We start from the raw sequence: 25,994 nt of genomic DNA, 5'->3' as shown, positions 1-25,994 counted from the left end.
TCCGCGCCTAGAACTTCGTCACCACCCCGATGCCAATGCCCTCGAAGCCACCCATGGCCATCAAGGCCGCGGGCGCCTCGTCGAGGCTGATCTTCTTGCCGACCAGCAGTTCGGGCTTGAGCTTGCCGTTGCGGATCATGTCCATCATCGCCTGGTAGCGATAGGCCTGCATGCCGTGGCTGCCGAGGATTTCGAGTTCGAAGGCGATGATCTTGTCCATCGGCACTTGCGGGCGTGCGTGCTCGCCCAGCATCAGGCCGACCTGCACATGGCGGCCGCGCCGGCGCAGATTGGCGATCGAGTTGAACGAAGTGGTCGGGTGGCCGAGCGCGTCCATCGACATATGCGCGCCGCCATTGGTGATCTGCTTGACCGCCTTGACCACATTAGGCGTCGACGACGCATTGATGGTCGCCACGGCGCCGATCTTTCTGGCGAACTCCAGCTTCTCGTCGGTGAGGTCGATGGCGATCACATTGGCGCCCATCGAACTGGCGATCATGATCGCCGACAGGCCGACGCCGCCGCAACCATGCACCGCCACCCATTCGCCGGGCTTGACCCGCCCCTGGTCGACAATGGCGCGAAACGAGGTGACGAAACGGCAGCCGAGGCTGGCGGCGGTGGCGTATTCCATCTCGTCGGGCAGGCGAACCAGATTGGTGTCGGCATGTTCTATGCCGACATACTCGGCGAACGAACCCCAGCCGGTGAAGCCGGGCTGCGTCTGGTGCTCGCAGACCTGATGGTTGCCCGAGCTGCATTCGAAACAGCGGCCGCAGCCGACGGCAAACGGCACCGTCACCCGGTCGCCGGCCTTCCACCGGCTGACCTGCTTGCCGGCGGCGACGACGACGCCTGCCAGCTCATGGCCCGGCACGTGCGGCAAGGTGATGCCGTCATCATGGCCCATCCAGCCATGCCAGTCGCTGCGGCACAGCCCCGTCGCCTCGACCTTGATGACGACGCCATCGGCGGCCGGTTTCGGATCGGGGACGGTCTGGATCGTCGGCGCTTCGCCGAACTTCTCGAAGACGACGGCTTTCATCGGTCACTCCACCCCTGCGCAATAGATCGGTTCATCGTTTCATGGAAACGAAGAACCACTCTATCTCATTGTTTTGACGCAATCCCAGACGGGAAACCGCATCGCACTTCTCCTGGAATTGCTCCGGGGAAACGATAGCCGATTCCCTGGCCGGGCAAGCGGAAATCGATTCCGCCAGCCTGACCAGTCTGCTGAACCGGCCGGGATCAGCCGTTTTCCCGGTTGCGGAAATCCGCGAGCCTTGTGTCGCCGGGCGCCAGCAGCCGCCCGTCCTCGGCATGCACCTCCAGGCGCCTGATCGGCCGGCCGCTCTGCGTGTCGACCATGAAAGTGTAGGGCTCGCCCGGCCCGGAGAAATAGGTTTCGCCCCATTGCCGCAAGGCGACCAGGACATAGAACAGGCCGCGCCCCTTTTGCGTCAGCACATATTCGTGGTGCGCGCTGCCGTCGGGCGCGGGAACCGTTTCCAGTATGCCGTGCGCGACCAGATTGCGCAGCCGCGCCGACAGGATGTTCTTGGCGACGCCGAGGCTCTTCTGGAACTCGCCGAAGCGCCGCAAGCCGTCGAAGGCATCGCGCACGATCAGCAGCGACCACCAGTCGCCGATCGCGTCCAGCGGCCGCGCGATCAGGCAATCCGCTTCGTGATGGCTCGTTCGTTTCACCATGGGAATTGTTGGTCCAGATCCGTCATTTTGGTTGCAAGATAAAACTGTTCTGTCTATCCAGCAAGTGGTTTCAAGTTGAAACCTTCTTGCGGAGAGCGACATGAACATGCAGGTGGTGAACGGTACGGCGGCAGGCACGCAGCGGTCCGACGGGCCGTCGCGGGTCGTGGCAGCGTCACCGCCGGGATTGTCGGGAATGACGGCGCTGGTCTTCGCCATTGCCTGCGGGCTGAGCGTCGCCAACGTCTATTTCGCCCATCCGCTGCTCGACGCCATGGCGCATGATTTCGCCATCGCGCCAGCATCTGTCGGCATCGTGGTGACGGTCACGCAGATCGGCTACGCGATCGGCCTGTTCTTCATCGTGCCGCTGGGCGACCTGTTCGACCGCCGCAAGCTGATCGCCGTTCAGGCGATTCTCTCCGCCGTGGCGCTGAGCGCGGTCGGGATAGCACCGAGCGCTGCGGCGCTGCTGGCAAGCCTTGCAATCGTCGGGCTGCTTGCCGTTGTGGTGCAAGTGCTGGTGGCCTACGCCGCCGACCTCGCCGTGCCGTCCGAGCGGGGGCGGGCGGTCGGCACCGTCACCAGCGGCGTCATCCTTGGTATCCTGCTTGCCCGTTTCGTTGCCGGCGTCGTCGCCGACTTCGCCGGCTGGCGCTGGGTCTATCTGGTCTCGGCGGCGCTGACGCTCCTCATGGCGCTGGTTCTCTTCATCGTCCTGCCGCGCCACGAGACAGAGCGGCCACGCACGTCCTATCCGCGCCTGCTGGGTTCGGTGGTGCTGCTGTTCGTGCAGGAGCCGTTGCTGCGCGTGCGCGCGGTTCTCGCCATGCTGATCTTTGCCAGCTTCAACGTGCTATGGGCGCCGCTGGTGCTGCCGCTGAGTGCCGCGCCATTTTCACTCTCGCATACCGAGATCGGGCTGTTTGGCCTTGCCGGTGTGGCGGGTGCTCTCGGTGCTCGCTGGACAGGCGGCCTCGTCGATCGCGGGCGCGGGCAGCTCGTCACCGGTCTCAGCCTGCTTTTGATGATTGCGGCCTGGCTGCCGATCGCCTTGATGGGCGTGTCGCTGTGGCTGCTGGTCGCCGGCATCGTCATGCTGGATCTGGCGATCCAGGCCGTCCACGTCACCAATCAGAGCCTGATTTTTTCGCGCCGGCCGGATGCGCGCAGCCGGCTGGTCGGCGGCTACATGATCTTCTATTCGCTCGGCAGCGCGCTCGGCTCCATCGCCTCGACCATGACCTATGGCGCCTTTGGCTGGAGCGGCGTCTGTATGCTGGGTGCCGGCATCGGCCTGCTGGCGTCGCTGGTCTGGGCGCTGACCCTGCGCGTCGGTCAGTAGACCTTACTCCGCATCGATCTGGTTCTGCGGAGCGGCTTTCTGGAAGGCCGGCAGCGCCATGCAGGCGGCGTTGATGCGGGTGATCGTCGGGTAAGGCGTCAGGTCGACGCCGAAACGAGCGTTGCTGGTGATCTGTGCCGCCAGGCAGATATCGGCCAGCCCCGCCGCCTCGCCGTGGCAGAATGTTCCGGTCTGAGGCGAGGAAGCCAGAATCTTTTCAAGCGGCTGAAAGCCTTCGTTCACCCAGTGGCGGAACCAGTTGGTGATGTCCTGGTCGCCGGCACCGAACAAGGTGCGCAGCGAGGTCAGCACGCGCAGATTGTTCACCGGGTGGATGTCGCAGGCGATCATCTGCGCCAGCATTCGCACGCGCGCCCGGCCAAGCGGGTCCTTCGGCAGCAGCGGCGGCGCGGGCTGGATCTCGTCGAGATATTCGACGATCGCCAGCGACTGCGTCAAAAGCGTGCCGTCGTCGAACACCACTGCCGGCACCAGCCCCTGCGGATTGACCGCGAGATAGGCCGGCTCCAGATGCTCGCCATGGCGCAGATGATGCGGGACATAGTCATAGCTCAGCCCCTTCATCTCCAGCGCGATCCGCACCCGGTAGGAGGTGGAGGAACGGTAATAATTGTGCAGGACGATGTCGCTCATGGCTTTGTCGTTCACGACTGCGGCTGGCCGATCGTCACTTCGATCGTGCCGATGCCGTCGACGCCGCCGGTCATCGTCTCACCCGGCTTGACCGCGCCGACGCCGGCCGGCGTGCCGGTGAAGATCAGGTCGCCAGCCTGCAATTCTACGCCCTCGCTGCAGATCGAGACAATGTCGGCGATTGGCCAGATCAACTCGGTCAGATCGGCGTCCTGCCGGACCTTGCCATCGACGGCGAGCCAGATGCGCCCTTTCGTTGGATGGCCGGTCTTTTGTGCAGGAACCAGCGGGCCGCAAGGGGCGGAACGGTCGAAGGCCTTCGACCAGTCCCAGGGCCGCGTCGCCTTCTTGGCCTCATCCTGGAGATCGCGGCGGGTGAGGTCGATGCCGACGGCGTAGCCCCAGACGTGGTCGAGCGCCTTGTCGCGGGGAATGCGGAAACCGGCTTTACCGATCGCGGCCACCAGCTCGATCTCGTGGTGCAGATTGGTCGTCAGCGGCGGGTAGGGGATGACGGTGCCGGAATCGACTACCGCGTCGGCCGGCTTGGTGAAGAAGAAAGGTGGATCGCGCTCGTCATTGCCGAATTCGCGCGCATGCGCCGCATAGTTGCGGCCGACGCAGAAGATGCGCCGCACGGCAAAGCGCTCGGCCGAGCCGCTGATGGCGACGGAAGGCGTTGGCGGCACGGGAAGGACGAAGGCTGTCATGGCGGTCTCTGCGTTGGATATCAGGATGATGGCGGCACCTTCGGCCGATTTCCGAGACCGGGCAAGGCGTCGTTTTTTCATAAGGCACGGGCTTGGCCGGGGCCGCATAAGGAATTCAGGGTCCCCATCACCCTTTGCAGCGGCCTTTCAACCGGCGATAGACTATTTGCTAATAATCCGGCCATGGTCGCGGGACTATGGTGTGGCAGGTAAACCGGAACGAGCCACATGACAGTACCCAACGATCGCGCCCGGTTCCTGATCATCGACGACCATCCGCTGTTTCGCGAGGCGCTGCACAGCGCCGTTCAGATGGCCTATCCGGAGGTCGACACGGTCGAGGCACGCTCGATCGCAGAGGCGCTCGATCTCCTGGCCGACGCCAAGCCTTTCGACCTTGCGTTGCTGGACCTCAGCATGCCCGACGTGCACGGCTTCGACGGGCTGCTGCAACTCAGAACCCGCTATCCGCGCCTGCCGGTGGTGATCGTCTCCGGCTACGAGGAGCCGAGGATCATCTCCGAGGCGTTGTCTTACGGCGCGGCCGGCTTCATCCCGAAATCGGCGCGCAAGAGCGATCTGGCTGCCGCCATCCGTTCGGTGATGGACGGCGCGATCTATGTGCCGGAAACCTATGAAGGCCAGCCGGCGGACGCCGACAGCGTCGATCGCGCCGACATGGTCCAGCGCCTGTCCAAGCTGACGCCGCAGCAGCTGCGCGTGCTGCAGATGCTGCGCCAGGGCCTGCTCAACAAGCAGATCGCCTACGAGTTGCAAGTCGGCGAGACCACGGTGAAGGCGCATGTCTCGGAGATCCTGCGCAAGCTCAACGTCTACAGCCGCACGCAAGCGGTGATCGAGGTTTCGAAGCTGGATAATGCGGAGCTTTTCAGGGATCAGGCCGGGTTCTGATCTTTTACCTCCATGTCAGGGGAGGGTATGGAGCTAAGCCAGCAAATGCGCCAGCAGTGCCCGCAACTGCGCCGGCTTCAGCGGTTTGCGCATCAGTTCGATACCGTCGGCGCGCGCGGCCTTGGCGACGGCTTCGGAACTGTCGGCGGTGACGATCAGCGCCGGAACGGCGCGGCCGAGATAGTCGCGGACTTCCGATATGGTGGCGGTGCCGAGGTCGCCGCCGTCGAGATGCTGGTCGGCAATGACGATGTCAGGCACCCAGTCGGTGTCGCCGAGCAGGTCAAGCGCATCGTCGGTCGAGGTCGCTGCCCGCACTAGGCAATGCCAGCGCTCGAGCAGGAAGGTCATGGCCTCCAGCACCTCGGCGTCGTTCTCGACCAGCAGAACCTTGGTGCCGAACAGGCCGTAGCCGCGCGACCGCTCCAGGCTGGTGGCGCTGGCGATGGCGTCGGCGGGGGCGCCGATGCCGACGGGGACATCGATATGGAAGATCGTGCCGCGCCCGACCTTCGACGAGAAGGTCACGGGGTGGCCGAGGGCGCCGGCCATGCGGCGGACGATGGCAAGCCCGAGCCCAAGGCCGCCGCCGTCGAGCCCGGCGTTGGCGGGCAAGGTGCCACGATGGAATTCCTCGAACACCGCCTCGCGCTGGTCGTCGGGGATGCCGCAGCCGGTATCGGCGACATCGATGCGGATCGTGTCGCCGCGATGCCTGGTGCCGACCAGGACGCCGCCCGAGCGGGTATAGCCCAACGCATTGGAGAGGATGTTCTGCAGGATGCGGCGCAGCAGCGTCCGGTCGGAGCGGACCACGGCATTGACCGGCCGGAATTTCAGCGACAGCTGCTTCATTTCCGCGACCGGCTGGAAATCCGAGCGCAGCGACGAGAACAGCGCCTCCAGGTTGACGTCGCCGATGTCGGGGTGCACCACGCCGGCATCGAGCTTGGAAATGTCGAGCAGGGTGCGCAGCAGGTCCTCCATCGTCTCCAGCGAGCGCTCGACTTGCCGCACCAGCTTCCTGCCTTCGTCGCTGGTCTGCACCTCGGCGAGCGCCGAGACGGACAGATGAGCCGCGTTCAGCGGCTGCAGCACATCATGGCTGGCGGCGGCGAGGAACCTCGTCTTGGACAGGTTCGCGAACTCGGCGTTTTCCTTGGCGGCGCTGAGGTCGATGTTGGACTGTTCCAGCCGCCGCAAGGTCGAGTGCAACTCCTCGGTGCGCATGCGCACCCGGTTTTCGAGCGAGATGGCGGTCTGGAACAGCGAGAAGGCATTGCCTTGCTGGTCCATCGAGCGCTCGACGCGGCTGACCAGGGCGGCGTTGATCTTCTTCAGTTTTTCGAGGTCGTTTATATCCTTGAGCGGCATGTTGTTACTCTGCGGCCCCTATTCCGCCGCTTGCCGTTCGCCAAAGGCAATGCCGGTGAAGGTCTGGTTCAAATGCATCGACCGGTACTGTTCGCCATAGGTGCCGAAGCCGACGACATTGTTGACCCGGTAGAGTTCCGAAATATCACGAAAGACCTGCCGGTTGCGCGCATCGAGCCGGCGCAGCACGCAGTCGAAGCCGAGGATCAGGTCGATGCCGCCAAGCCTCGCCTCGACCTCGCGCAGGGCCGCGCGTGTCGATTCCACCATGTCCTTGGGCTGGGCGATCGACAGCACGACGCCGTCGTCGATGGCGCAGAAGAACGACAGCGAGCCGTCCGCGTGCATCCTCTGGATCGAGCGGCAATAATATTCACCGCCCACCTTCACCACCACCGGGTGCGAGGCGAAGCTCAGCGGCGTCAGGGTCTGCGGGACGATACCGACGGAAGCGGCATATTCTTCCGCCGCGTTGGTGGCGTTGAACTCGCGTACGATGCGGTGATCGGCATCGGACGCCGTGACCACCAGTTTTTCGTCGGTCGGAACGAAATTGTCGGTCTTGAAGACGTGGAACGGAATTTCCGTGGCGATCAGCACGATGATGGCGCTGTCCGAGGTGACCCTGCCGTTCGAGATCAGGCGCGTCGTCTCGAATTTCAGATCGTCGCCGGCAGAGCCGCCGAGCAGGGGTATGTCGTCAAGACCCCAATGAATGGCGGAGCTGACCGCTTCCTCGGCGTAGGACAGTCCGTCGATGAAGCAGAGCGCGAAGGTGTTCCTGGTCCGCTCGCCGCCCACCCGGACGCGCAGCGTGCGCCGCAAGGCCTCGACCTCGCCGGTGATCCTGTCCATGCCCGACGAGGATAGATTGTCCACCATGGCGCTGACCGCGGTGAACGACGCCGAGGGAAGCAGCATAGCCAGCATGTGGCCTTCCTCGAGCCCCTGCGGCGTGATCTCGCCGGCGGTGGAGCAGCCAGCATGGTGGAGCCCCGGCGCATACGCCGAGAGTGCCCGCGACAGGGCACCGGCCTCGACAAGGCTCTGGGAGAAGAACACGAGGGCAAAGCCGGCGTCGATTGCCGCGGCCTCGGTGGCCACCGCGCGAGCGAAAGCAACCGGGTCGGGCTCGTCCGTGGTCAGCGCCGACAAGCCGCAGGCGTAGCGCGTCCGTGAACTGGTCAGCGGCGTTCTCCTGCATTTCCTCCGACGCTCTTTCATACGCGGCTGTTTTTACAGGCTTCTGGCGCGCAGGCGTCGAAGGATATTGTTGCTTCCAATCGGTGTTTTGGCAATGGGACGAGAGGAATGCGCCTCCGGCCTTGGCCATGACCGAAAGTACAATGATCCGCCTTTTCCGTCGCGCTGTTTTTTGTACGTTGTGCGGTGTACGAATAAACGCATGGCCGAAGTGCCAGCGGCGCGTCGGCAGCGTGATGACCAAGGTTGATACCCAGGGAGGATTCATGTCGGACGTTTCGTTGATGGTGAACGGCAGGCGGGTCAGCGGAGCCGCCGAGGATCGAACGCTGCTGGTTCACTTCCTGCGCGAGAATCTCGGCCTGACCGGCACGCATGTCGGCTGCGACACCTCGCAATGCGGGGCCTGCGTCGTCCATGTCGACGGCAAGGCGGTGAAGTCCTGCACCATGCTCGCGGTACAGGCGTCCGGCTCGAGCGTTGTAACGATCGAAGGTCTCGCCAACGGCGCCGACCTGCATCCCGTGCAGGCCGCCTTCAAGGAACATCACGGCCTGCAATGCGGTTTCTGCACGCCTGGCATGATCATGGCGGCAACCGACATGATCAACCGCCATCCCGAAGGCCTCGACGAGGCGACGGTGCGAGCCGAACTGGAAGGCAATATCTGCCGCTGCACCGGCTACCACAACATCGTCAAGGCGATCCTCGCCGCATCGAAGACGATGTCGAAGGGGACCAAGGGCAGGGCCAAGCAAGCGGCGTGATGAACAAGGCGGTAGGCAGTAGGGCACTAAGGCAGTAGGGAACCAGGAGAAAAATTTCCCTGCTGCCTTAGTGCCCTACTCACCTACTCCCCTAAATTCGGGAGGAATTTCTGATGGGTATTGAAGGTGTTGGCGCTCGGGTGGCGCGTAAGGAAGACAAAAGGTTCATCACCGGCGCCGGCCGCTATGTCGACGATATGGTGGTTCCCGGCATGAAGCATGCGGCTTTCGTGCGCAGCCCGCACGCGCATGCGCAGATCAAGAAGATCGACGTCAAACGAGCGCAAGCCATGCCCGGCGTCATCGGCGTGCTGACCGGCAAGGAGCTCAAGGCCGACGGCATCGGCAACCTCATCTGCGGCTGGATGATCCATTCCAAGGACGGTTCGCCGATGAAGATGGGCGCCTGGTCGCCGCTGGCCGTCGACAAGGTGCGCTATGTCGGTGACGCCGTCGTCATCGTCGTGGCCGAGACCAAGGGGCAGGCCCGCGATGCGGCCGAGGCGGTCGAGATCACCTACAAGGAATTGAAGGCCGTCGTCGAAGCCACCAAGGCGCTCGAAAAGGGCGCGCCGCAGATCCATGCCGAGGCCGAGAACAACCTGATCTTCGACTGGGAGATCGGCGATGCCAAGGCGACCGACGCGGCGATCAAGGCCGCGGCGCATGTCACCCGCATGAAGATCGTCAACAACCGGCTGGTGCCGAATGCCATGGAGCCGCGCGCGGCTCTCGGCTACTACGACAAGGCCGAGGACCATTACACCTGCTGGACGACATCGCAGAACCCGCATGTCGCGCGGCTGGTGATGAGCGCCTTCTACAATGTCGCGCCTGAAAACAAGCTGCGCGTCATCGCGCCGGATGTCGGCGGCGGCTTCGGCTCCAAGATCTACATCTATCCCGAAGAGATCGTCTGCCTGTGGGCTTCCAAGAAAACCGGCGTGCCGGTCAAATGGGTCGCCGACCGCACCGAAAGTTTTCTCTCGGACGCGCATGGCCGCGACCATGTCTCGACGGTGGAAATGGCTTTCGACAAGAACAACAGGATCACCGGGCTGAAGGTCGACACGATCGCCAATCTCGGCGCCTACATGTCGCTGTTCTCGTCCTGCGTGCCGACCTATCTCTATGCGACGCTCTTGTCGGGCCAGTACGACATCCCGGCCATCCACGCCAATGTGCGCACGGTCTACACCAACACGGCTCCTGTCGATGCCTATCGCGGGGCAGGGCGGCCGGAAGCCACCTATCTCCTGGAACGCACGATGGAAGCGGCGGCGCGCGAGCTTGGCGTGTCGCCCGCCGAATTGCGGCGCAAGAACTTCATCACCTCCTTCCCGCACCAGACACCGGTGATCATGAACTATGACGCTGGCGACTATGGCGCCTCGCTCGACGCGGCCATGAAAGCTTCGGATTATGACGGCTTTGCCAAGCGCAAGGCGGCGGCCGCCAAGAAGGGCTTGCTGCGCGGCATCGGCATGAGCTGCTACATCGAGGCGTGCGGCATCGCGCCGTCGGCGGCGGTCGGCTCGCTCGGCGCCGGCGTCGGCCTTTGGGAATCGGCCGAAGTGCGGGTCAATGCCGTCGGCACGATCGAGGTGCTGACCGGCTCGCACAGCCATGGCCAGGGCCACGAGACGACCTTCGCGCAACTGGTCAACCAGCGTTTTGGCGTGCCGATCGATTCGGTTTCGATCGTCCATGGCGACACCGACAAGGTGCAGATGGGCATGGGCACTTACGGTTCGCGCTCGGGCGCGGTCGGCATGTCGGCGATATCAAAGGCACTCGACAAGGTCGAGGCCAAGGCCAAGAAGATCGCCGCCCACCTGCTCGAAGCCGACGAAGGCGACATCGTCATCGAGAACGGTGCGCTGAAGGTTGCCGGTACCGACAAGAACGTGCCGTGGTTCCAGGTGGCGCTGGCCGCCTATACCGCCCACAATCTGCCGGCAGGGATGGAGCCTGGATTGAAGGAAACGGCCTTTTACGATCCGTCGAACTTCACCTTCCCGGCGGGCTGCTACGTCTGCGAGGTCGAGATCGAACCGGAGACCGGGACGACAGAGATCGTCCAATTCGTGGCCGCTGACGATTTCGGCAACATTATCAATCCGATGATCGTCGAGGGCCAGGTGCATGGCGGCATCGCGCAAGGGATCGGCCAGGCGCTGCTGGAGGGCGCCCACTACGACGCCAGCGGACAGCTGCTGACCGCGAGTTACATGGACTATACGATGCCCCGCGCGGGCGACCTGCCGTCGTTCAAGGTCTCGACCTCGAACACGCCATGCCCGGGCAACCCGCTCGGCATCAAGGGTTGCGGCGAGGCCGGCGCCATCGGCTCGCCGCCGGCGGTGATCAACGCCATCACCGATGCCATCGGCATCGCCGACATTGCCATGCCCGCCTCGCCGCCCACCGTGTGGGCCGCAATCCGCGCCGCGAAGCACTGAGGAGGAACAACCATGTATTCGGTCAACTACCATCGCGCCGCCTCGGTCGCGGATGCCGCCAAGCTGGTGAAGAGCGGCGACGCCAAGCTGCTGTCCGGCGGCATGACGCTGATACCTGCCATGAAGACGCGGCTGGCGGCCCCTTCCGATCTCGTCGATCTGTCGCGCATCAAGGAGATGCAGGGCGTCAAGGTGTCGGGAAAGACGGTTACCATCGGCGCGGCCACCACGCATTTCGACGTCTCCAACGACGAGAAGCTCAAGAAGGCCTGCCCGGCGTTTGCCCATCTGGCATCGCTGATCGGCGATCCGGCGGTGCGCTACAAGGGCACGATCGGCGGTTCGATCGCCAACAACGATCCGGCGGCCGACTATCCGGCGGCCCTTCTGGCATTGGGCGCCACCATCGTCACCAACAAGCGCGAGATATCGGCCGACAAGTTCTTCAAAGGGCTGTTCGAAACGACCTTGAAGGATGGCGAGATCATCACGGCGGTCTCCTTCACCGCCCCGGCAAAGGCGGCCTACGAAAAATTCCGCAACCCGGCCTCACGCTACGCGATCGTCGGCGTGTTCGTTGCCAAGGGCAAGGACGGCGTCAGCGTCGCGGTTACCGGCGCCGGTGACGACGGCGTGTTCCGCTCGAAGGAGATCGAGGCAGCCCTTGCGAAGAATTTCGACGCCGCATCGCTCGCCGGCGTGAAAGTGCCGGCGAAGAACCTGATGAGCGACATCCACGCTTCCGCCGACTACCGCGCCAACCTGATTGCGGTCATGGCCAAGCGCGCTGTGGCAGCGGCTAACGCCTGACAGCATCGGTTGCCGACATGAAAGGGGCCATCTTGGTCCCTTTTGTATGCGATGGTGTAGCCGTGCGGCTCGTGAAGGAATTCCGCCACGCGACTGGTCTTTTGCTTGAAGCAATTCCGGCAGCCTGCTGCTTAAGGAACTGCGTCGCTGCCAATCTCGCACTTGCACAAACCTATATTGCACTGCAGTATGGGTTGGGGCGGGAATGCGAGCCGGGTTCGGATGTACCGCCGTACCCTTTCGCATGCCAATGCGAAGGATCGGCATGTCCGAAATTACCGCGACCCAGATCGTTCCGTCCCGATCCGCCGTCGACAGATCGGCCAGAACAAGATTGGCCTATCTCGATGGCTGGCGCGGCCTGTCGATTGCCCTGGTGCTGATCGGGCATTTTTTTCCGGTTCCGGGAATCAATCTGGGGGTGCTGGGCGTCGAGTTCTTCTTCGTGCTCAGCGGCCGGCTGATGGGCGAGATCCTGTTCATCGAACGCTACCCGCTGAAGAAGTTCTTCAAACGCCGCTTCTCGCGCATCTACCCGGCGCTGCTGGTCTTCGTCGTCATCGCCATAATCGCGCTTTCCGGCACGTTCATCGCTTTCAAGTGGAAGGCGGCGCTGACGGCGCTGACATTCACCTACAATTACGCCGGAATTCTCGTCACCCGCGCCGGAGCGCTCGACCATATCTGGTCGCTTTGTGTCGAGGAGCATGCCTACATCATCCTGGCGTTGATCAGCGCGCTCGTCTCCAGCCGCAATCGCGTCATCCCTTTGCTGGTGACGCTCGCCTTGCTCGCAATGGCCAACGGCGCGGTGTCGTACTGGGTGTTCAGGCTGGATTACGAAGCTACCTACTGGCGCACCGATGTGCACATCGCCTCGATCCTGCTGTCGGCTTCGATCTGCCTGCTCAAGGCCGAAGGCCGGCTGTCGGCGGTGCTGAAGGGTCCTTACATCGCCCTGGCAGCGGCGGCGGTCGCGGTTTTGCTGTTCATGGACCCGGTGCCGACGCCGATCCACTATCTCCTGGCGGTGCCGCTGCTGGCGCTGGCCGTCAATGCGCTCGATTTCAGCACGCCAATCTTTTCCAAATTGCTCTCGTCCTGGCCCATGGCGACGTTGGGCCTGTGGTCATACTCACTCTATCTGTGGCAGCAGCCCTTCTACAAATTCGTCTACGAGCAAGGCAGCAGTCCATGGCCGATGCTGGCCGGGGTCTTTGCCTGCGCGCTCTGCAGCTATTACCTCATCGAGCGGCCGACGCGTGAATGGTTGAACCGCAATTGGTGATTCAGGCGTCATCGCGCCGAGGCACTGTTGTTGCGAGCCTGAGATAGCGCCGCAGGCCGGCTTCGCCGCGCGGCGTTGTCCAGCGATGGTTCCAGGCGAAGGCCAGCCGCAGCAGGGGTGCCAGGAATTTGAGGATCGGCCTCTCGACAGTGACCTGCCAGGTCAGTTGGACATGGGTGCCGCTGCCCGACGGCGACAGTTCGGCCCGCCACAGACCGTCGAAGTCGCCAAAGGTTTTCACGACGACCAGCCGGCCCGGCTCGAATTCGGCGGCCTCGATGATGAAGTTCAACTCATAGGGCAGGGCGCCGCGCGCCCGCGCCCTTGCCCGCGAGCCGACTGACGCCTTGCCCTTGCGGTCGAGCGGAACCACTTCCTTGTAGACCTCGCCCCACCAGAGCGGCAGCAGTTCAGCGTCGGAGAGCACATCCCATACTTGCTGCGGCGTGCCTTCGGGAATGTCCCAGCTTTCGTCGAAGCGGAAGACGTTGCTTGGCATCGCGGTTCCTCCATTTGGTGGAACGCTTATATTAGGAGTGTCTTCTTTATGTGGCCAGCAATCAAGTGACGATCTGCTTGACGTAATACCGCACCGCTTTCTTGCCGCCGTGGATCACCGCTTCGCCGACCTCGGTAAAGCCCAGCGCGGCGTGGAAGGCGTCCGAGGCGGGGTTGGGCGGATCGGCGTTGACCTCGCAGGTGACCAGCGTGTGGCCGGCGCGTTCGGCATGTTCGAACAGGTCCCGATAGAGCCGGCGCGCATGGCCGCGGCCCCTTGCATGCGCCGCCACCACGACGCGGTCGACATAGATGAAGCGTTCGTAGCGTTCGCGGAACCAGATGAAGTTCGGGCTGTCGTAGTTGGCTTCCTGGTCGAAGGTCATGATGAAGGCTTCGAGATCGCCGATGCGCCGTGCGTAGAACGCCTCGCCGAGCAGGAACGACAGCCGCTCGGCTTCGAGCCAGGACAGTTCGGCGGCATGCTCGTTGTTGAGCGCCAGTATGTCCGCTTCGTCGCCTTGCGCTATGCGGTCTATCGGGGTGGTCATGTCTTGGCCGCCGCGATCGTCGCCGCCACCTGCGGTGTGTCGGTCACCGTGTTGCGGTATTCGCGATCGAGATCGGAGCCGCCCATGCCAACCTTGGGATTGCGGTAGTGCATGGCGCTTGGCACGTCCTTCAGCGCTGCAAAGTGCATTTCGGCCAGTCCGGTTTTTTGGCGCACCTCGGTGATGTTGCCGAGATCGAGCCCGCCGCAACCGAGGATGATGATGCGGTCGCCGGCCTGGCGCACCAGATCCGCCAGCAAGGACAGTCCTTCGATCGCGGTGTCGCGTTGGCCGCTGGTCAGCACGCGGCCGACCTTGCAGCGAATCAGCGCCTCCAGCGCCTCGGCCGGGTCGCGTGTCATGTCGAAGGCGCGATGGCAGGTGACGTTCAGGGAGCCGGCGGCCTCCGTCAATTCGCTCATGCGCTTCTCGTCGATGGTGCCGTCGGCGTTCAGGCAGCCGAACACCACGCCCGGCACGCCGAGATCGCGCAGCGCCGCGACATCGGCGAGCATCGAGCGGTATTCGGTCTCGCTGTAGAGAAAATCGCCGCCGCGCGGCCGCACCATGACGTGAAACGGCACGGTCGCCCGGTCGAGAGCCGCGCGCACCGTGCCGAGGCTCGGCGTGATGCCGCCTTCGACCAGGCTGGCGCACAATTCGACCCGGTCGGCGCCGGCAGCCTGCGCGGCGAGCAGGCCATCGATGCCTTCGACACAGATTTCGATCAGCGGCAGCCGGGTTTTCGTGGTCAAGGGGCGATCCAGTCCATGATGTTGCGCAAAGCCCTAGCACCCGGGCGGCTGCCGCGAAAGCGTGAACGGCGCACCGCCATTTGGACCAGCCGACATTTCCCGGCTTGACAGTCCTATAACTGTGTAGTTATGAATAACCCATAGCTACACGGTTATGGATTGACCGGTGACCGTGCGGCGGCAGCCGAAATCCCATCTGCTGAAATCCCGGATGCGTTGCTTCCGGGCTCGGCAAAACACGTCCTGACGAAACGCTTCAAAAGGAGAAGACCATGCAAGCCAGACTCAAGAATCCCGTGATGCTCATCCCAGGCGCCCTGCAGGCGCTGCTGGCGTTGGACAAGTCGACCGAGGCGGCCGACATACCCTATGTGACGCGCAAGCTCATTCATCTGCGCGCCAGCCAGATCAATGCCTGCAGCCTCTGCGTCGACATGCACGCGCGCGAACTGAAGAAGGCCGGCGAGAAGGACGAGCGCATTTTTGCGCTGGCGGCATGGCGCGAGACGCCCTACTTCACCGACGCCGAACGGGCCGCCCTGGCGCTGGCCGAGGCCGGCACCAGGCTCGCCGACCGGCCCGACGCCGTGCCGGACGATGTCTGGGACGAAGCCGCCCGCCACTATGATGAAAAAGCCCTTGCCGCGCTGGTTGTCCAGATCGCCCTGATCAACGCCTTCAACCGGCTGAATGCGACGACACGACAGACGGTCGGCAGCTGGGGCTGAGCACTGGTCCTGCGCTGCAGGATGGTTATCCGATACGGAGCGGGAAGGCGGGCGGCGTGTTGCCTCCCGCCTTTCGCCACATGAGCGTGACGCTTGGCTACTGCCGCAGTTCCGTGTTCTTGGCGCCTTGCTCGACCTGGTCAATCACCAGGAGCTTGACCGGGCCATCGCCGATGTTGGTGGCCTGATGCCACTGGCCGATCATCTCGATGATGAAATCGCCTGTGTCGTAGGTGTTGCTGTTGCCGGTCTCGACATTGGTGACCTTCAGCGTTCCGGCCTCGACATAGGCATAGCGCGGGAAGGGGTGCCGGTGCACCGGCAAGGTCGCGCCCGGTGCGATGTCATAGCTCGACACCAGCACCTGCACGTTCTTCTGCGGCAGCGTGATCGGCTGGCCGGAAGCGGTGGTCGTGCGTGATGCGAGCGGGGTGACGACGATAGGCGTGCTGGTGCTGTCCAGTGCCAGAGCGCAATTCGCGTAAAGCGCAACCGCGGCCAGCAGAACCGAAACCAGGATTCTTGCGTGAGGGGGCACCGTGGGATGGCTCCGCAGGCTTCCTCGCCGTTCCACGTAATCCATCGCAAACTCCTTGGAAAGCAATGGTGAAGCGGCGATTTTTATAGCGCTCGCCTCGGGTCGCTCTCTGGTCTCCGCCGGCTTTGATCTAGCGCGCGATCGAAGATGGGTCCGCTTCATTTAATTGACGGATGAGGCATAATATGAGCAAGTGCTAATAGACACTCACGTCCTATGTTTTGCAGAGGCTCGCTGGTGGGTGGCCCAATATGACCAAGACGACACTCATTGCTATCGCTGTCCTTGCCATCAGCATCGGCTATGCCGAGGCCAAGGACAATGACCGGCCGGTTTGCACCGCGTCGAGCCCACTCTTCAAAGTTCTCGGTAACAGATGTTTGCTCGTCAAGGGTTCGATGATCTATGGCGACATTGATGAGCTTTCCCAGATAGTCCGCTTGGCCTGGTAGCCAAGGCGGCGGCATGTTTCGCCATCCTCTTTGCCCCTTAAGGTCGAGCACCGCGCCGGTCGACCACAAACGCAAGCCGGCTGCCTTTCGGAAGTGCTGGACGATTTTGGGGTGATGGCGCCGCGAACTCGCCTTCGTGGAAAAGTCTGATTGCCAGTTTGATCTGATTTGACGCGGCCTCTTTGCGCGTCATCGCAGGAGCTTGCCAAAGCGAGTATGGTTTTCCACCGTTAACTCTTTGGATCGAGTTTTCTTGCTGGCGCTTCGGTGATTCGTTTATTAGAGACTCCTTATGGATCGACGGCACGCAATCCGAAGAGTCAATGATGGGCTCTGGGAGGTCTACGACATAGACAACAACAAGGTTGTGCGCGTGGGTGGAGTGCCCTTGACAAACTTGTTGGATGAAGACGCGCTCGACGCGTTGGACCTGATAAGGGATGGTTTCCTGACCCTGGGCCAGTCCAGGAGGACAAAGGCCTAAGCAAGGTGCCGGTTCAGGGCGACTAATCGGGCGGCGGAAGTTGCAATCCCAGATGCAAACGCTGATCGACAGCGAAAGCGACGGCATCGGATTCACGTTCGAAGGCTCTAGAATAGGTGTTGCCGTCCGTTGTTACGATCGCAACGACCCACTCGCCCAAGGATTGGCTGATTTCTACAGTTGGGGGCGACGGTTTGGTGTCGGCCATGCTCCTGCTTCAAAGACTGACGGTTTCGGAATGTCTCACGAAGTCGGTCGCCCATCGTATTAGCGTTCCCGAATGTAATGACATAGGTGGCTGTGATTCTCCAAATCATGCGCAAGCCGACTTTCGAAAACGCCAAGCGAGCGACCTGGCAGTGGCCCAGCGCGGCTTATTGGAGCAAGCCGGCTATTGCTTTCGTCGGGCCACGCTCATCGTCCGGGGCGCGTCGGCGGGTAGGGTGCTGATCGGCCGTGTTGCCTGACATCACCTTTTAGACCCTGCGCAGCTTTGATCACGGCCTTACGGCTGTTGCCGTGTTTTAGGATCAACTCCCAGACCAGGTCCGCAGTCAAACCGTTCTCCGAAGCGAAACTTTCGACCTGATGGTCGTGAATAGCATCATGCCAGGCCTTATAGCCGCCCATCTGGGTCTCCGCTCCAGGCGCCGCATGGCAATTATATGCGTCAATGCTAATATAGTAGAAACATGCGAATGAAGGATGTAATCAGGCCCATGGCGCGGTCCAGGAGGCCGTTCAGACGCTTCTCGACTGACTGGCGCCACGCAATTATTGCCCCAGACATAGCCCCAAAGGCAAAAGCGCAATTTCGCGCTCACGCAGACATCATAGCTAAGTATCTGAAAATGTTTGGCTCCCCGGGGCCGGGCAAACCGAACGAAATCGAACCGAGGCAGAAAGCCGAATTACCTAAATAATTTCAGTAGCTTGGGAAGCGACCCTTCACCTACCGCATTCCTTAGTTTTGTACCTCATGCGGCGCATTTGTGTACCGCAAGGACGACAATATGACAGCGCATGTGAGTTGCCAAGCTAGCCGATTGCTCGTCGTAGGAAATTTACCAATCCGGTGCGCTTCCCTTTGGTGTGGGGATTCCAGCGCAAAAAGCCAATGCCCGCGCGGTGAAACGTTCATACAGTTGTAGAGCGCCGTCTTTGTGGGATACTACCTACGAAGAAATGGATTCCCGCACCAAATTGGAGCACTTGTGAGAACGGGACTGATCGAACGCATAGAGTTCTTCCTGTCGAGAGAACTCCCCGGAAGAAGTACGCAAGCAAGTGCTGGCTTAGCTATAGGCACGCTACAGGGTCCTGTTCGCCACGATAATCAAGACCGGGCAGCCGTAGCTACAGTCTCGATGCCATCCGGTCAGAAATTTCTTATCGCTCTCGTTTGCGATGGAATGGGGGGTATGACTGCAGGAGGGGAGGCCGCGGCGTGCGCCGCCAGCAATTTCATCGGCCAGTTCGTCACGGCATCGCGGCAACCTATCGAAAAGAAACTTTATGAAGCGGTCTCTGCGGCAAACCGAGAGGTCCACCGGCGCTTTAGAGGCAGCGGCGGAACCACTCTCACTGCCATCGTAGCGACCGGCACGAGGGACGCTTGGGCAGTTCATGTGGGCGACAGTCGCCTCTATGAATGCAGCGTATCTGACGGGCTTAGTTTGATCACCCGAGATGATACGATAGGAGGACAGCTACGCCCTCCTAGCGGTGCTGATGAAGACATTCTCGACAATAGACTGCTTCAGTTTGTCGGGATTGGCGCAACTATCGAGCCACATGTTTTTCGCCTCCCAAATGGCATGAGGACGACCTATCTTTTGACATCTGATGGCGCTCACAGCATCGGAAGAAAGACGCTTGACGGGATAGCAAGGCACTCTCTTAGTCCCAATGAGCTGGTTCGCAAAGTCATGTACGTTGCAGAAGCTATTGGCATTGAGGACAACTCTACAGCAGTTTCGATAATCGGTTCTGAAGTTGGTTGGACGCCAAAGTTCGGTGAAGGGGTCGAACTGACGCTTTGGGGACAAGGCGATAAGCTTGAGATCTGGTTGGATGAACCCCAAACTTCGTCGGGATTGGAATTACCTAAAAACAAATTGCCAGCAACGGAAGCTCCAAAACAGAAGAAACCCCCACGTGTTCGGCAGAGGTCGAGCAAAAAAAACCAAAGCACACTTGCCAAAAATAGCGATGAAGAAGTAGTTGCTAAGCCCCAGCTCAACATTGAATTTGGAAGCCAGGATAGCGAAGAATCATGATCAACCTGCCAAGTCGCTACGCTGTGGTGATACAGACTTTATCGGGCGGGGGAATGTCAGACACGTTGGTCTGTCGCGACGAGAATCTCCAGCGTAAGGTCGTAGTCAAGTCGCTAAAGGCTGGTATCGAAAAACACCGGCTAATGGACGAACTGTCGGCACTGGCAGACATACGATCAAAATATGTCGTGCAGGTCTTAGACGTTTTGCGAGATGGGTCCGATATAGTAGGATTTGTGGAGGAGTTTATTGAAGGATCTCCGTTGAAGCCACTCGATCCCGCAACAAGCGAAACGAAAGCTCTTGGACTCCTTTACTCGATTATTTCGGGGATCAATGACATTCATCTGGCTAACCGCGTTCATCGAGATATAAAGCCGGATAATATGAAGATTGATAGTTCCGGTGTTTTGAAGATATTCGACTTTGGTTTAGCTAAGATGCAGTCAGACGCAAAGACGAAGCAGTTGTATTATACTGCGTTTTATACTGCGCCTGAGGTTTTCAAACCAGACAAAGACGGGAACCATAATTTTAATGCTTCGGTTGACGTTTTTGCATTCGGTGCAACCGCCTTGTGGCTTTTTAACGGAGGCAATCTTCCTCCAGAACTTGGTTATACGCCTCCAATTGTTCCGGCGGTCCCATCGAATTTCGACAATATCCCGCTGAAGCTTTCTGTTGGTGCCACCGTGCTGCTAAATCGTTGCCTCAGTAGCAATCCATCTTCGAGACCGTCCGCAGCTGACTTAAAAGCAGCACTTGGAAAGCAGTTGCTCTATGGGAAGCACCGCATGCTCCTCACACATAACGGAACAGATCATGTGGTGGATAGCGCTAAGAAACAGGTGAAATTGAGCTCTGGGTCGGACACGGTTACGATAAGTTATAACGGGTTGGACTTTGTAGTGACTGCGTTCTCGGGCCATGTGCGCCATAACAATAAACAAGTGATGATGGGGTACGTTTTGCAAGGATCATCCGTCATTGTATTGGGCGATCCCTCGCTGCGCGGGCGAACATCGATTACTGCGGACGTATCTCATCCGGAGGTTATGAATTGAAGGGACCGATTTCAACAGGTGCGCCAACGCTGGCAGAGCGCTACGTGCCCAAGCATTGGATTGGCGCAGGGGGAATGCAGCACGTTTATGTCGCTTTTGACGTTCTGTTCGAGCGAAATGTTGCCTTGAAGACACCGAAAGATGACGCTGGGGTGAAGCGATTTAAGCAGTCGGCTGTAGTCAGTGCGCGGGTCAATCATCAAAACGTAGCGAAGACACTTGACTACTTTGAGGAGGGCGACAGACCGTATCTTGTAGAGGAGTTGGTTCCCGACAAGGACCTATTCGCTGTGATGGCCGGCAATCTTCCGTATTTGCCCCCATCCACTTGTGCTCGCATTTTCCATCAATTGGCGAAAGGTCTGGCCGCTTCGCATGCGGCTGACGTGGTCCATCGCGATTTGAAGCCTAGCAATATCATGGTCGTTGGAGGTGCATTGTTCCATGACGTGAAGATCACAGACTTCGGAATTGCTAAGATGGCCGAGGAGGAGATCGGGCAATGGGCTGAAGTCGGAGGCGCAACATCCTCGAAGACTGTGCTCGGCGCAATACCGTATATGTCGCCGGAGGCGATCAATGATTTCAAGGTGGCGAAGAAATCCTCCGACGTGTGGGCAATTGCAGCCATAATCTACGAGCTTCTTTCTGGTGAGTTACCCTTTGGAACTGGCCTGAAATCAATTCCGAAGATTGTTGATGCTGTTCCTCCTAAAAAACCCAGCCTGTTGAATGGCGCACAGTTCAAGACACTCGGCGGTCAGCTATATGACATCATTCTGCAATGCCTAGATAAGGACGTCACCAAACGTCCAACAGCTAAGGAGTTAGTTGGGCTGTGCGAAATCCTGTGTTACGGAACTACAACGTATAGCTTTGGCACGGTGACTCATATACCGGGCGTAACGGGTCGCATCTTAGATGAGAAAGGTTCCGTCTTGATGTGGCACCCAAAATGCTTTTACGGATCGGGATCGGTAACCGTAGGCTCGCGAGTGTGGTTTGGGCGCGATTCTGGTCAGCCTTGGGATCGAGCTTTTCCGATCGTCAAGGCAATTATCTCTTAGTTTAATCTGTTATTCGAGCGTAACAGCGGGACATTTCGGCCGCCCAATCGGGCATTGGAGTGATTTCAGAAATGCCGATGAATTTATGATCCCGAGCTAGAGCAAATCCAGCGCTCTCAGGCTCTCTTGACTATGTTGTATCGCTCGACGGATCGCCTCTGTCGTCGTGGCGCTCCCGTGCAGAACCTGGCCCATAGCGCATCCCTTGATTCGGAAGACAAGGATGCCCCATCAAAGCCTGGGATCAAACATCTAGTTCGGTGGAGAAACTGCGATATCCCCGGGAAGCCTCCCTTGGTCGCCGCGTATTTACAGCTTTGCAAGCCACTCCCGATAGCTGTCCGGTAGGTTATGCTGTTGCGCGCCATTTCGAATGTGCGTGAGATACTGAATGTTAGGTGCCGGGGGATTTTTCGTGGCGACTGCGATGTAGGTTTGGACTTCAATGAGGGAGCCCTTGAGTTCCACGGTGATGGATATTCGATTGTAGCCGTTGGCCTCTGCACCACGGCCCGGCCGAAGGCCCTCGCTTTTGTCGAGGGATCTCAAATCAGCCTCGTTTAGACGGTGCACTACTCCCCAAACCTCGCCGCCGGCCGCTGGCTCAACCGAGCTAACACCACAGCCGCGATTTTGTGAGAGACGTGGGAAGCAGAGACGATAGTTACGCAAGACCGCTATTCCAATCTTTTCACGATTCGGACAGCGAGTGTCCATCTGGCCGTCGTCCATGTTAGAGCCGTATCCGAAGACAAGCGTCATTTTGGGTCCCGCTAGACCGGAGGGAGCGCCTAGATACTGAAACTATTGAGAAATATGGCTTTACACAAGCGAATTGGCTCCCCGGGCCGGATTCGAACCAGCGACCAACCGGTTAACAGCCGGTTGCTCTACCACTGAGCTACCGGGGAACGGATGCTCTTCAGCAAGTGGCGCAGCCTATAGCAAACACCTTTCGGCTTTGCAAAGAAGCATTTCGCTTTTTTCCGAGACTTTTTCGCGCGGCGGTTTCTCGCAATCGGCGGCGTCCGCCCTCATATTAGCCGTCTTGGCGATAGGCGCGGAACCGAAACGGTGGTCGCGGCTTTCCTAAACAGGCTTCTTCGAGCGACCAGACGGGCAGCCATTGGCGATGACGGCAGCAGACGAAAACCGGATACCGGCACGAAAGATCTCGATTTTCGGGCGCGAATTCACCATGCCGCAATCGCGTGGCCTCAGAATCACGATCGGCATTCTTTTGACCATTGGCGGCATTCTCGGCTTTCTGCCGATCCTTGGCTTCTGGATGGTTCCGATCGGATTGCTGGTGCTCTCCTATGAATTCGCCATGGTGCGACGCCACCGGCGTCGCTTCGTCGTCTGGTGGGAGCGGCGGCGTCGGCCGGATGGAACGACGGGCACCAAGCCGGGCCTTTGACCGTGCCATCCTTCTGCCCTTGTTCGTGTTTCGGATTTTGGCGGATCCGCTTTTCGGTTCCCATCTCTCTCCAAATCCTCGCGGATTTCCCTGAGAACGGCGGCAGCCGAGGCGAGACGCGCGCGGTCGCGCGGCGAAAGCCTCGCGGTGCCATCTATCGCAAGGCAGTCGATGGCATGGCGCAGCAATGCCTCGCATGCTGATCGCGACAAACCGTCCGAGGCGTTCGTTCCGGTGTTCGGCGTTGCCGGTCGCATGGCGAAGTCCTCCTCGTTTCTCAACGGTGGCGTGGGCGTGGAGTTTCTCGGGATCCTCCTGCTATGCTTAATGATCGTCTAATATGCGCCGTGACCCACCGTGGCCGCGACGCTCGATGTGGAGGGTCGGATTCTTGCAGAGGAAACCGCGCGGAATGCGTGGTGGCCGCTTGACGCCATTTTCGCCGCAACCTATTGGAACCGGGTGGAACGCCGGGAGCAACGAGGCCTCGTGGCGGAGTGGTTACGCAGAGGACTGCAAATCCTTGCACCCCGGTTCGATTCCGGGCGAGGCCTCCAATACCCGGGCTCCCGCGCGCTCAGCGCCGGAGCCTGACGTTCCCATCGAAATGAACCGCGGTTCTGGCGCGGCAAGCGGAATGGTTGGAACATGAGCGCTGATTTCTCCGAGCTTCGCATCAAGATGGTCGACGGTCAGGTTCGCACCACCGACGTGACCAGCGCCCCGCTGCTGGAGGCCATGCTTACCGTGCCGCGCGAGGTTTTCGTCGGCGACCCCCAGCGCGATCTCGCCTATATCGACGAGGACATCCGCATTGCCGACGGCGCCGATGGTGCGCGCTATCTCATGGAAGCATCGCCGCTGGCCAAGCTGATGCAGTTGGCCGAGATCAATGCGACCGATTCGGCGCTCGATGTCGGCTGTGGCACCGGCTATGCATCGGCCATCCTGTCGCGGCTGGCGAGGTCGGTGGTGGCGCTCGAAAGCGATTCGGCGCTGGCGCAAACCGCGGCGTCGACTCTTTCCGGTCTTGGCTGCGGCAATGTGACCGTGGTTCAAGGCGTGCTGGCGCAGGGTCATGCGGCCAAGGCCCCCTATGACGTCATCTTCATCGGCGGCAGTGTCGAGAAAGTGCCGGCGCCGCTGCTCGATCAGCTCGCCGACGGCGGCCGACTCGTCGCGGTCGAAGGGCGCGGCAATTCCGGCGTGGCGCGACTTTTTTTCAAGGCTGGGGGGGTTGTAACCGGGAGAAGGGCATTTAATGCGGCAATTAAGCCACTACCGGGCTTCGAACGTGAGCATGCTTTTGAATTCTGAATGATTTAGCCTTGCAGCAGAGGCTTTGTCATGGTCGCTTACATTTGAACAATCGTTGCTAATCCCGGACTGGGGGCACTTTGGGACCGAGTGACAGGGAACGAAACACGCCACTCCGGCTGCTCTGACGAGAAGCTGGCGCGGCGAAGTTCCCATGGAAAACGAATGAGGGATATATCCGTGCCGTCTGTATCCAAGACCCTTTTTGCCGCCGTCCTCGTCTCCGCGACCGCGCTGTCCCCACTAACCGCGTCGGCGGAAACCATCACTGGCGCGCTCGCCAAGGCCTATCAATACAATTCCACGCTGAATTCATCCCGCGCCGGCGTGCGCGTCACCGACGAAGGCGTGGCGATTGCCAAGTCGACCGGGCGCCCGACGATCACTGGATCGGCCTCGATCGACTACACAAACACGCGCCAGGCAAATGGCGGCGGCAACTCGAAGCTGACGTCCGGTAGCTACGGCATTCAGATCAACCAGTCGCTGTTTGACGGCTTTCAGACGAAAAACAACGTGGCGGCGGCGGAATCCCAGGTGAAGGCGTCGGTGGAGAGCCTGCGCAACACCGAGGAAAACACGCTGTTCAGCGCGGCCACGGCCTATATGGACGTGATCCGCGACCGGCAGATCGCGGTGCTGACCGAGCAGAACCTGCAGTTCCTGACCGAGCAGGCGCGTGCTGCAAGGTCACGTTTCGAAGTTGGCGAAGGTACCCGCACCGACGTCGCGCAGGCCGATGCGTCGCGCGCCTCGGCGGTGGCCTCGCTGAGTGCCGCCCGCGCGCAGGCATTGGCCGCCGCCGCGACCTATCACCAGGTGATCGGCGACGAGCCGGGCAAGCTCAAGCCCGCTTCGCCATTGGCCAAACTGTTGCCGTCGAGCCTCGACGCGGCGATTGCGATCGGGGCGAATGAACATCCGGCCATTCTCGCTACCCAGCACCTCGTCGACGCGGCGGCGTTTTCGGTGAAGTCGGCGGAAGGCGCGCTGTTGCCGCAACTGTCGGCGTCGGCCGGTGTCTCGGAGAACTATCGCAACGCCATTCCAAACATCTCGGGCACCAACGGCAATTCGACCTCGGCGAATATCGGTGCGACGCTGACCATTCCGATCTATTCTGGCGGTCGGACCCCAGCGCTCGTGCGCCAGAGCAAGGAATCGCTTGGTGAGGCCCGCATCCAGGTCGACGTCAGCCGCGACCAGGTTCGCCAGGCAGTGGCCACCGCATGGTCGCAATACACCGCCGCGCAGCAGAGCGTCTCGGCCAACAAGCAGGTGATCGACGCCGCTCAACTGGCGCTGAACGGCGTCATCGAAGAGCGCAATGTCGGCCAGAGGACCACGCTCGACGTGCTCAACGCGCAGGCCGCAGTCATCACCGCGAAGATCAACCAGGCCAATTCCGAACACGATGTGGTGGTGGCGAGCTATGCCATCCTGTCGGCGATGGGTCGCCTGTCGGTCGACCGGCTTGCCTTGCAGGTTACCAAGTACAAGCCCGAAGAGCACTACAACGCCGTCAAGGACAAGTGGTTCGGCCTGCGTACGCCGGACGGCCGCTAACGCCGGCGGCTCGACTTGCGTCGGGTCCGTCTGA

27 protein-coding genes and 2 tRNA genes are annotated in these 25,994 nt (G+C 60.8%); 15 read left to right on the top strand and 14 right to left on the bottom strand.

Translation table 11 applies throughout. The annotated features are described in order from the left end of the window. Positions 1–7: 7 nt before the first annotated feature. Positions 8–1,048, bottom strand: a complete 1,041-nt coding sequence (locus FJ546_RS17590; RefSeq protein ID WP_140890484.1) for a zinc-dependent alcohol dehydrogenase family protein — start codon at positions 1,046–1,048, stop codon at positions 8–10. Between the two features lie 206 nt (positions 1,049–1,254). Further along, complete coding sequence (locus FJ546_RS17585; RefSeq protein ID WP_140890483.1) at positions 1,255–1,716, bottom strand: helix-turn-helix domain-containing protein; 462 nt, start codon at positions 1,714–1,716, stop codon at positions 1,255–1,257. 100 nt (positions 1,717–1,816) lie between these two features. Between FJ546_RS17585 and FJ546_RS17580 the strand changes: the two genes are divergently transcribed. Continuing rightward, the gene (locus tag FJ546_RS17580; RefSeq protein ID WP_140890482.1) at positions 1,817–3,061 is read left to right on the top strand and encodes an MFS transporter; all 1,245 of its coding nucleotides are present in this window, start codon (positions 1,817–1,819) and stop codon (positions 3,059–3,061) included. Positions 3,062–3,064: 3 nt separating this feature from the next. Here the strand turns inward: FJ546_RS17580 and maiA are convergent, their stop codons facing one another. Together maiA and FJ546_RS17570 are read right to left on the bottom strand one after the other, a co-directional pair. Continuing rightward, positions 3,065–3,715, bottom strand: a complete 651-nt coding sequence (gene maiA / locus FJ546_RS17575; RefSeq protein WP_140890481.1) for a maleylacetoacetate isomerase — start codon at positions 3,713–3,715, stop codon at positions 3,065–3,067. 11 nt (positions 3,716–3,726) lie between these two features. Then, positions 3,727–4,425, bottom strand: coding sequence for a fumarylacetoacetate hydrolase family protein (locus FJ546_RS17570; protein ID WP_140890480.1), 699 nt, complete (start codon positions 4,423–4,425; stop codon positions 3,727–3,729). A 228-nt stretch (positions 4,426–4,653) separates the two neighbouring features. Between FJ546_RS17570 and FJ546_RS17565 the strand changes: the two genes are divergently transcribed. Beyond that, on the top strand, positions 4,654–5,337 hold the full coding sequence (locus FJ546_RS17565; protein WP_064984109.1) for a response regulator transcription factor: 684 nt from the start codon (positions 4,654–4,656) through the stop codon (positions 5,335–5,337). A gap of 33 nt (positions 5,338–5,370) precedes the next feature. Here FJ546_RS17565 and FJ546_RS17560 read toward each other — a convergent pair whose 3' ends face one another. Both FJ546_RS17560 and FJ546_RS17555 read right to left on the bottom strand, forming a co-directional pair. Further along, complete coding sequence (locus FJ546_RS17560) at positions 5,371–6,711, bottom strand: hybrid sensor histidine kinase/response regulator (protein ID WP_140890479.1); 1,341 nt, start codon at positions 6,709–6,711, stop codon at positions 5,371–5,373. An 18-nt stretch (positions 6,712–6,729) separates the two neighbouring features. Next, entirely contained in the window at positions 6,730–7,935 is a 1,206-nt protein-coding gene (locus tag FJ546_RS17555) for an FIST signal transduction protein (protein WP_246686871.1), read from the bottom strand. Positions 7,936–8,180: 245 nt separating this feature from the next. On the opposite strand from FJ546_RS17555, the gene FJ546_RS17550 reads away from it, so the two are divergent. The 4 genes from FJ546_RS17550 (at position 8,181) to FJ546_RS17535 (ending at position 13,241) form a co-directional block, all read left to right on the top strand. After that, positions 8,181–8,681: a (2Fe-2S)-binding protein gene (locus FJ546_RS17550; RefSeq protein ID WP_140890478.1), complete on the top strand. Its 501-nt coding sequence runs from the start codon at positions 8,181–8,183 to the stop codon at positions 8,679–8,681. 113 nt (positions 8,682–8,794) lie between these two features. Beyond that, complete coding sequence (locus tag FJ546_RS17545; protein WP_140890477.1) at positions 8,795–11,143, top strand: xanthine dehydrogenase family protein molybdopterin-binding subunit; 2,349 nt, start codon at positions 8,795–8,797, stop codon at positions 11,141–11,143. Between the two features lie 12 nt (positions 11,144–11,155). After that, entirely contained in the window at positions 11,156–11,953 is a 798-nt protein-coding gene (locus tag FJ546_RS17540; RefSeq protein WP_140890476.1) for a xanthine dehydrogenase family protein subunit M, read from the top strand. A gap of 265 nt (positions 11,954–12,218) precedes the next feature. Beyond that, positions 12,219–13,241, top strand: coding sequence for an acyltransferase (locus FJ546_RS17535; RefSeq protein WP_140890475.1), 1,023 nt, complete (start codon positions 12,219–12,221; stop codon positions 13,239–13,241). A 1-nt stretch (position 13,242) separates the two neighbouring features. Here FJ546_RS17535 and FJ546_RS17530 read toward each other — a convergent pair whose 3' ends face one another. The 3 genes from FJ546_RS17530 to FJ546_RS17520 form a co-directional block, all read right to left on the bottom strand. Next, the gene (locus tag FJ546_RS17530; protein WP_140890474.1) at positions 13,243–13,740 is read right to left on the bottom strand and encodes an SRPBCC family protein; all 498 of its coding nucleotides are present in this window, start codon (positions 13,738–13,740) and stop codon (positions 13,243–13,245) included. Between the two features lie 61 nt (positions 13,741–13,801). Continuing rightward, on the bottom strand, positions 13,802–14,290 hold the full coding sequence (locus FJ546_RS17525) for a GNAT family N-acetyltransferase (RefSeq protein ID WP_140890473.1): 489 nt from the start codon (positions 14,288–14,290) through the stop codon (positions 13,802–13,804). Beyond that, on the bottom strand, positions 14,287–15,045 hold the full coding sequence (locus FJ546_RS17520; RefSeq protein WP_181167977.1) for a copper homeostasis protein CutC: 759 nt from the start codon (positions 15,043–15,045) through the stop codon (positions 14,287–14,289). The genes FJ546_RS17525 and FJ546_RS17520 overlap by 4 nt, the downstream gene beginning before the upstream one ends. Positions 15,046–15,317: 272 nt before the next feature. On the opposite strand from FJ546_RS17520, the gene FJ546_RS17515 reads away from it, so the two are divergent. Then, complete coding sequence (locus FJ546_RS17515) at positions 15,318–15,773, top strand: carboxymuconolactone decarboxylase family protein (protein WP_140890471.1); 456 nt, start codon at positions 15,318–15,320, stop codon at positions 15,771–15,773. Between the two features lie 97 nt (positions 15,774–15,870). Here FJ546_RS17515 and FJ546_RS17510 read toward each other — a convergent pair whose 3' ends face one another. Continuing rightward, positions 15,871–16,356, bottom strand: a complete 486-nt coding sequence (locus FJ546_RS17510; RefSeq protein ID WP_246686870.1) for a cupin domain-containing protein — start codon at positions 16,354–16,356, stop codon at positions 15,871–15,873. Positions 16,357–16,562: 206 nt separating this feature from the next. Between FJ546_RS17510 and FJ546_RS17505 the strand changes: the two genes are divergently transcribed. Then, positions 16,563–16,763 carry a hypothetical protein gene (locus FJ546_RS17505; protein WP_140890470.1) on the top strand — a complete coding sequence of 67 codons (201 nt, stop codon included), beginning with the start codon at positions 16,563–16,565 and terminating at the stop codon, positions 16,761–16,763. Between the two features lie 506 nt (positions 16,764–17,269). On the opposite strand, the gene FJ546_RS17495 is transcribed toward FJ546_RS17505, so the two are convergent. Then, positions 17,270–17,455 carry a hypothetical protein gene (locus FJ546_RS17495; protein WP_140890468.1) on the bottom strand — a complete coding sequence of 62 codons (186 nt, stop codon included), beginning with the start codon at positions 17,453–17,455 and terminating at the stop codon, positions 17,270–17,272. A 206-nt stretch (positions 17,456–17,661) separates the two neighbouring features. After that, positions 17,662–17,877 (bottom strand): hypothetical protein, encoded by a 216-nt coding sequence (locus FJ546_RS17490; protein ID WP_140890467.1) that lies wholly within the window; start codon positions 17,875–17,877, stop codon positions 17,662–17,664. A 584-nt stretch (positions 17,878–18,461) separates the two neighbouring features. Between FJ546_RS17490 and FJ546_RS17485 the strand changes: the two genes are divergently transcribed. From FJ546_RS17485 to FJ546_RS17475, 3 genes are read left to right on the top strand one after another with little or no spacing between them, the layout of a single operon-like run. Next, a complete protein-coding gene (locus FJ546_RS17485) occupies positions 18,462–19,526 on the top strand; it encodes a hypothetical protein (protein WP_140890466.1) in 1,065 nt (354 codons plus the stop codon). Beyond that, positions 19,523–20,590 carry a serine/threonine-protein kinase gene (locus FJ546_RS17480; protein WP_140890465.1) on the top strand — a complete coding sequence of 356 codons (1,068 nt, stop codon included), beginning with the start codon at positions 19,523–19,525 and terminating at the stop codon, positions 20,588–20,590. Before FJ546_RS17485 ends, FJ546_RS17480 begins: the two co-directional genes overlap by 4 nt. Next, positions 20,587–21,657, top strand: coding sequence for a serine/threonine-protein kinase (locus FJ546_RS17475; protein WP_140890464.1), 1,071 nt, complete (start codon positions 20,587–20,589; stop codon positions 21,655–21,657). The genes FJ546_RS17480 and FJ546_RS17475 overlap by 4 nt, the downstream gene beginning before the upstream one ends. Positions 21,658–21,966: 309 nt before the next feature. On the opposite strand, the gene FJ546_RS17470 is transcribed toward FJ546_RS17475, so the two are convergent. Together FJ546_RS17470 and FJ546_RS17465 are read right to left on the bottom strand one after the other, a co-directional pair. Further along, on the bottom strand, positions 21,967–22,419 hold the full coding sequence (locus FJ546_RS17470) for a gamma-glutamylcyclotransferase family protein (protein ID WP_140890463.1): 453 nt from the start codon (positions 22,417–22,419) through the stop codon (positions 21,967–21,969). 74 nt (positions 22,420–22,493) lie between these two features. Then, positions 22,494–22,568 (bottom strand) — tRNA-Asn (locus tag FJ546_RS17465). Between the two features lie 221 nt (positions 22,569–22,789). On the opposite strand from FJ546_RS17465, the gene FJ546_RS17460 reads away from it, so the two are divergent. The 4 genes from FJ546_RS17460 to FJ546_RS17445 all read left to right on the top strand — a co-directional run bounded on the left by FJ546_RS17460 (position 22,790) and on the right by FJ546_RS17445 (position 25,960). Then, positions 22,790–23,077, top strand: a complete 288-nt coding sequence (locus FJ546_RS17460) for a hypothetical protein (RefSeq protein WP_095772873.1) — start codon at positions 22,790–22,792, stop codon at positions 23,075–23,077. A 483-nt stretch (positions 23,078–23,560) separates the two neighbouring features. Continuing rightward, positions 23,561–23,634, top strand: a tRNA-Cys gene (locus FJ546_RS17455). A 91-nt stretch (positions 23,635–23,725) separates the two neighbouring features. Then, positions 23,726–24,394 carry a protein-L-isoaspartate O-methyltransferase gene (locus tag FJ546_RS17450; RefSeq protein ID WP_140890462.1) on the top strand — a complete coding sequence of 223 codons (669 nt, stop codon included), beginning with the start codon at positions 23,726–23,728 and terminating at the stop codon, positions 24,392–24,394. Between the two features lie 165 nt (positions 24,395–24,559). Beyond that, positions 24,560–25,960: a TolC family outer membrane protein gene (locus FJ546_RS17445; protein WP_181167976.1), complete on the top strand. Its 1,401-nt coding sequence runs from the start codon at positions 24,560–24,562 to the stop codon at positions 25,958–25,960. The last annotated feature ends 34 nt before the right edge of the window (positions 25,961–25,994 follow it).

Origin of the sequence: Mesorhizobium sp. B2-4-19 (assembly GCF_006441315.1) — a bacterium.
In the GTDB taxonomy this organism is placed as follows: domain Bacteria; phylum Pseudomonadota; class Alphaproteobacteria; order Rhizobiales; family Rhizobiaceae; genus Mesorhizobium.
The sequence above is the reverse complement of the archived record's forward strand: the minus strand, read 5'-3'. Positions and strand labels throughout refer to the sequence as shown.

What these genes read in the sequence shown, in the direction of transcription:
- FJ546_RS17590 (WP_140890484.1), bottom strand. Translation starts at nt 1,048, where the DNA reads ATGAAAGCCGTCGTCTTCGAGAAGTTCGGCGAAGCGCCGACGATCCAG.
- FJ546_RS17585 (WP_140890483.1), bottom strand. Translation starts at nt 1,716, where the DNA reads ATGGTGAAACGAACGAGCCATCACGAAGCGGATTGCCTGATCGCGCGG.
- FJ546_RS17580 (WP_140890482.1), top strand. Translation starts at nt 1,817, where the DNA reads ATGAACATGCAGGTGGTGAACGGTACGGCGGCAGGCACGCAGCGGTCC.
- maiA (WP_140890481.1), bottom strand. Translation starts at nt 3,715, where the DNA reads ATGAGCGACATCGTCCTGCACAATTATTACCGTTCCTCCACCTCCTAC.
- FJ546_RS17570 (WP_140890480.1), bottom strand. Translation starts at nt 4,425, where the DNA reads ATGACAGCCTTCGTCCTTCCCGTGCCGCCAACGCCTTCCGTCGCCATC.
- FJ546_RS17565 (WP_064984109.1), top strand. Translation starts at nt 4,654, where the DNA reads ATGACAGTACCCAACGATCGCGCCCGGTTCCTGATCATCGACGACCAT.
- FJ546_RS17560 (WP_140890479.1), bottom strand. Translation starts at nt 6,711, where the DNA reads ATGCCGCTCAAGGATATAAACGACCTCGAAAAACTGAAGAAGATCAAC.
- FJ546_RS17555 (WP_246686871.1), bottom strand. Translation starts at nt 7,935, where the DNA reads ATGAAAGAGCGTCGGAGGAAATGCAGGAGAACGCCGCTGACCAGTTCA.
- FJ546_RS17550 (WP_140890478.1), top strand. Translation starts at nt 8,181, where the DNA reads ATGTCGGACGTTTCGTTGATGGTGAACGGCAGGCGGGTCAGCGGAGCC.
- FJ546_RS17545 (WP_140890477.1), top strand. Translation starts at nt 8,795, where the DNA reads ATGGGTATTGAAGGTGTTGGCGCTCGGGTGGCGCGTAAGGAAGACAAA.
- FJ546_RS17540 (WP_140890476.1), top strand. Translation starts at nt 11,156, where the DNA reads ATGTATTCGGTCAACTACCATCGCGCCGCCTCGGTCGCGGATGCCGCC.
- FJ546_RS17535 (WP_140890475.1), top strand. Translation starts at nt 12,219, where the DNA reads ATGTCCGAAATTACCGCGACCCAGATCGTTCCGTCCCGATCCGCCGTC.
- FJ546_RS17530 (WP_140890474.1), bottom strand. Translation starts at nt 13,740, where the DNA reads ATGCCAAGCAACGTCTTCCGCTTCGACGAAAGCTGGGACATTCCCGAA.
- FJ546_RS17525 (WP_140890473.1), bottom strand. Translation starts at nt 14,290, where the DNA reads ATGACCACCCCGATAGACCGCATAGCGCAAGGCGACGAAGCGGACATA.
- FJ546_RS17515 (WP_140890471.1), top strand. Translation starts at nt 15,318, where the DNA reads ATGCAAGCCAGACTCAAGAATCCCGTGATGCTCATCCCAGGCGCCCTG.
- FJ546_RS17510 (WP_246686870.1), bottom strand. Translation starts at nt 16,356, where the DNA reads ATGGATTACGTGGAACGGCGAGGAAGCCTGCGGAGCCATCCCACGGTG.
- FJ546_RS17505 (WP_140890470.1), top strand. Translation starts at nt 16,563, where the DNA reads ATGACCAAGACGACACTCATTGCTATCGCTGTCCTTGCCATCAGCATC.
- FJ546_RS17495 (WP_140890468.1), bottom strand. Translation starts at nt 17,455, where the DNA reads ATGGCCGACACCAAACCGTCGCCCCCAACTGTAGAAATCAGCCAATCC.
- FJ546_RS17490 (WP_140890467.1), bottom strand. Translation starts at nt 17,877, where the DNA reads ATGGGCGGCTATAAGGCCTGGCATGATGCTATTCACGACCATCAGGTC.
- FJ546_RS17480 (WP_140890465.1), top strand. Translation starts at nt 19,523, where the DNA reads ATGATCAACCTGCCAAGTCGCTACGCTGTGGTGATACAGACTTTATCG.
- FJ546_RS17470 (WP_140890463.1), bottom strand. Translation starts at nt 22,419, where the DNA reads ATGACGCTTGTCTTCGGATACGGCTCTAACATGGACGACGGCCAGATG.
- FJ546_RS17460 (WP_095772873.1), top strand. Translation starts at nt 22,790, where the DNA reads ATGACGGCAGCAGACGAAAACCGGATACCGGCACGAAAGATCTCGATT.
- FJ546_RS17450 (WP_140890462.1), top strand. Translation starts at nt 23,726, where the DNA reads ATGAGCGCTGATTTCTCCGAGCTTCGCATCAAGATGGTCGACGGTCAG.
- FJ546_RS17445 (WP_181167976.1), top strand. Translation starts at nt 24,560, where the DNA reads ATGAGGGATATATCCGTGCCGTCTGTATCCAAGACCCTTTTTGCCGCC.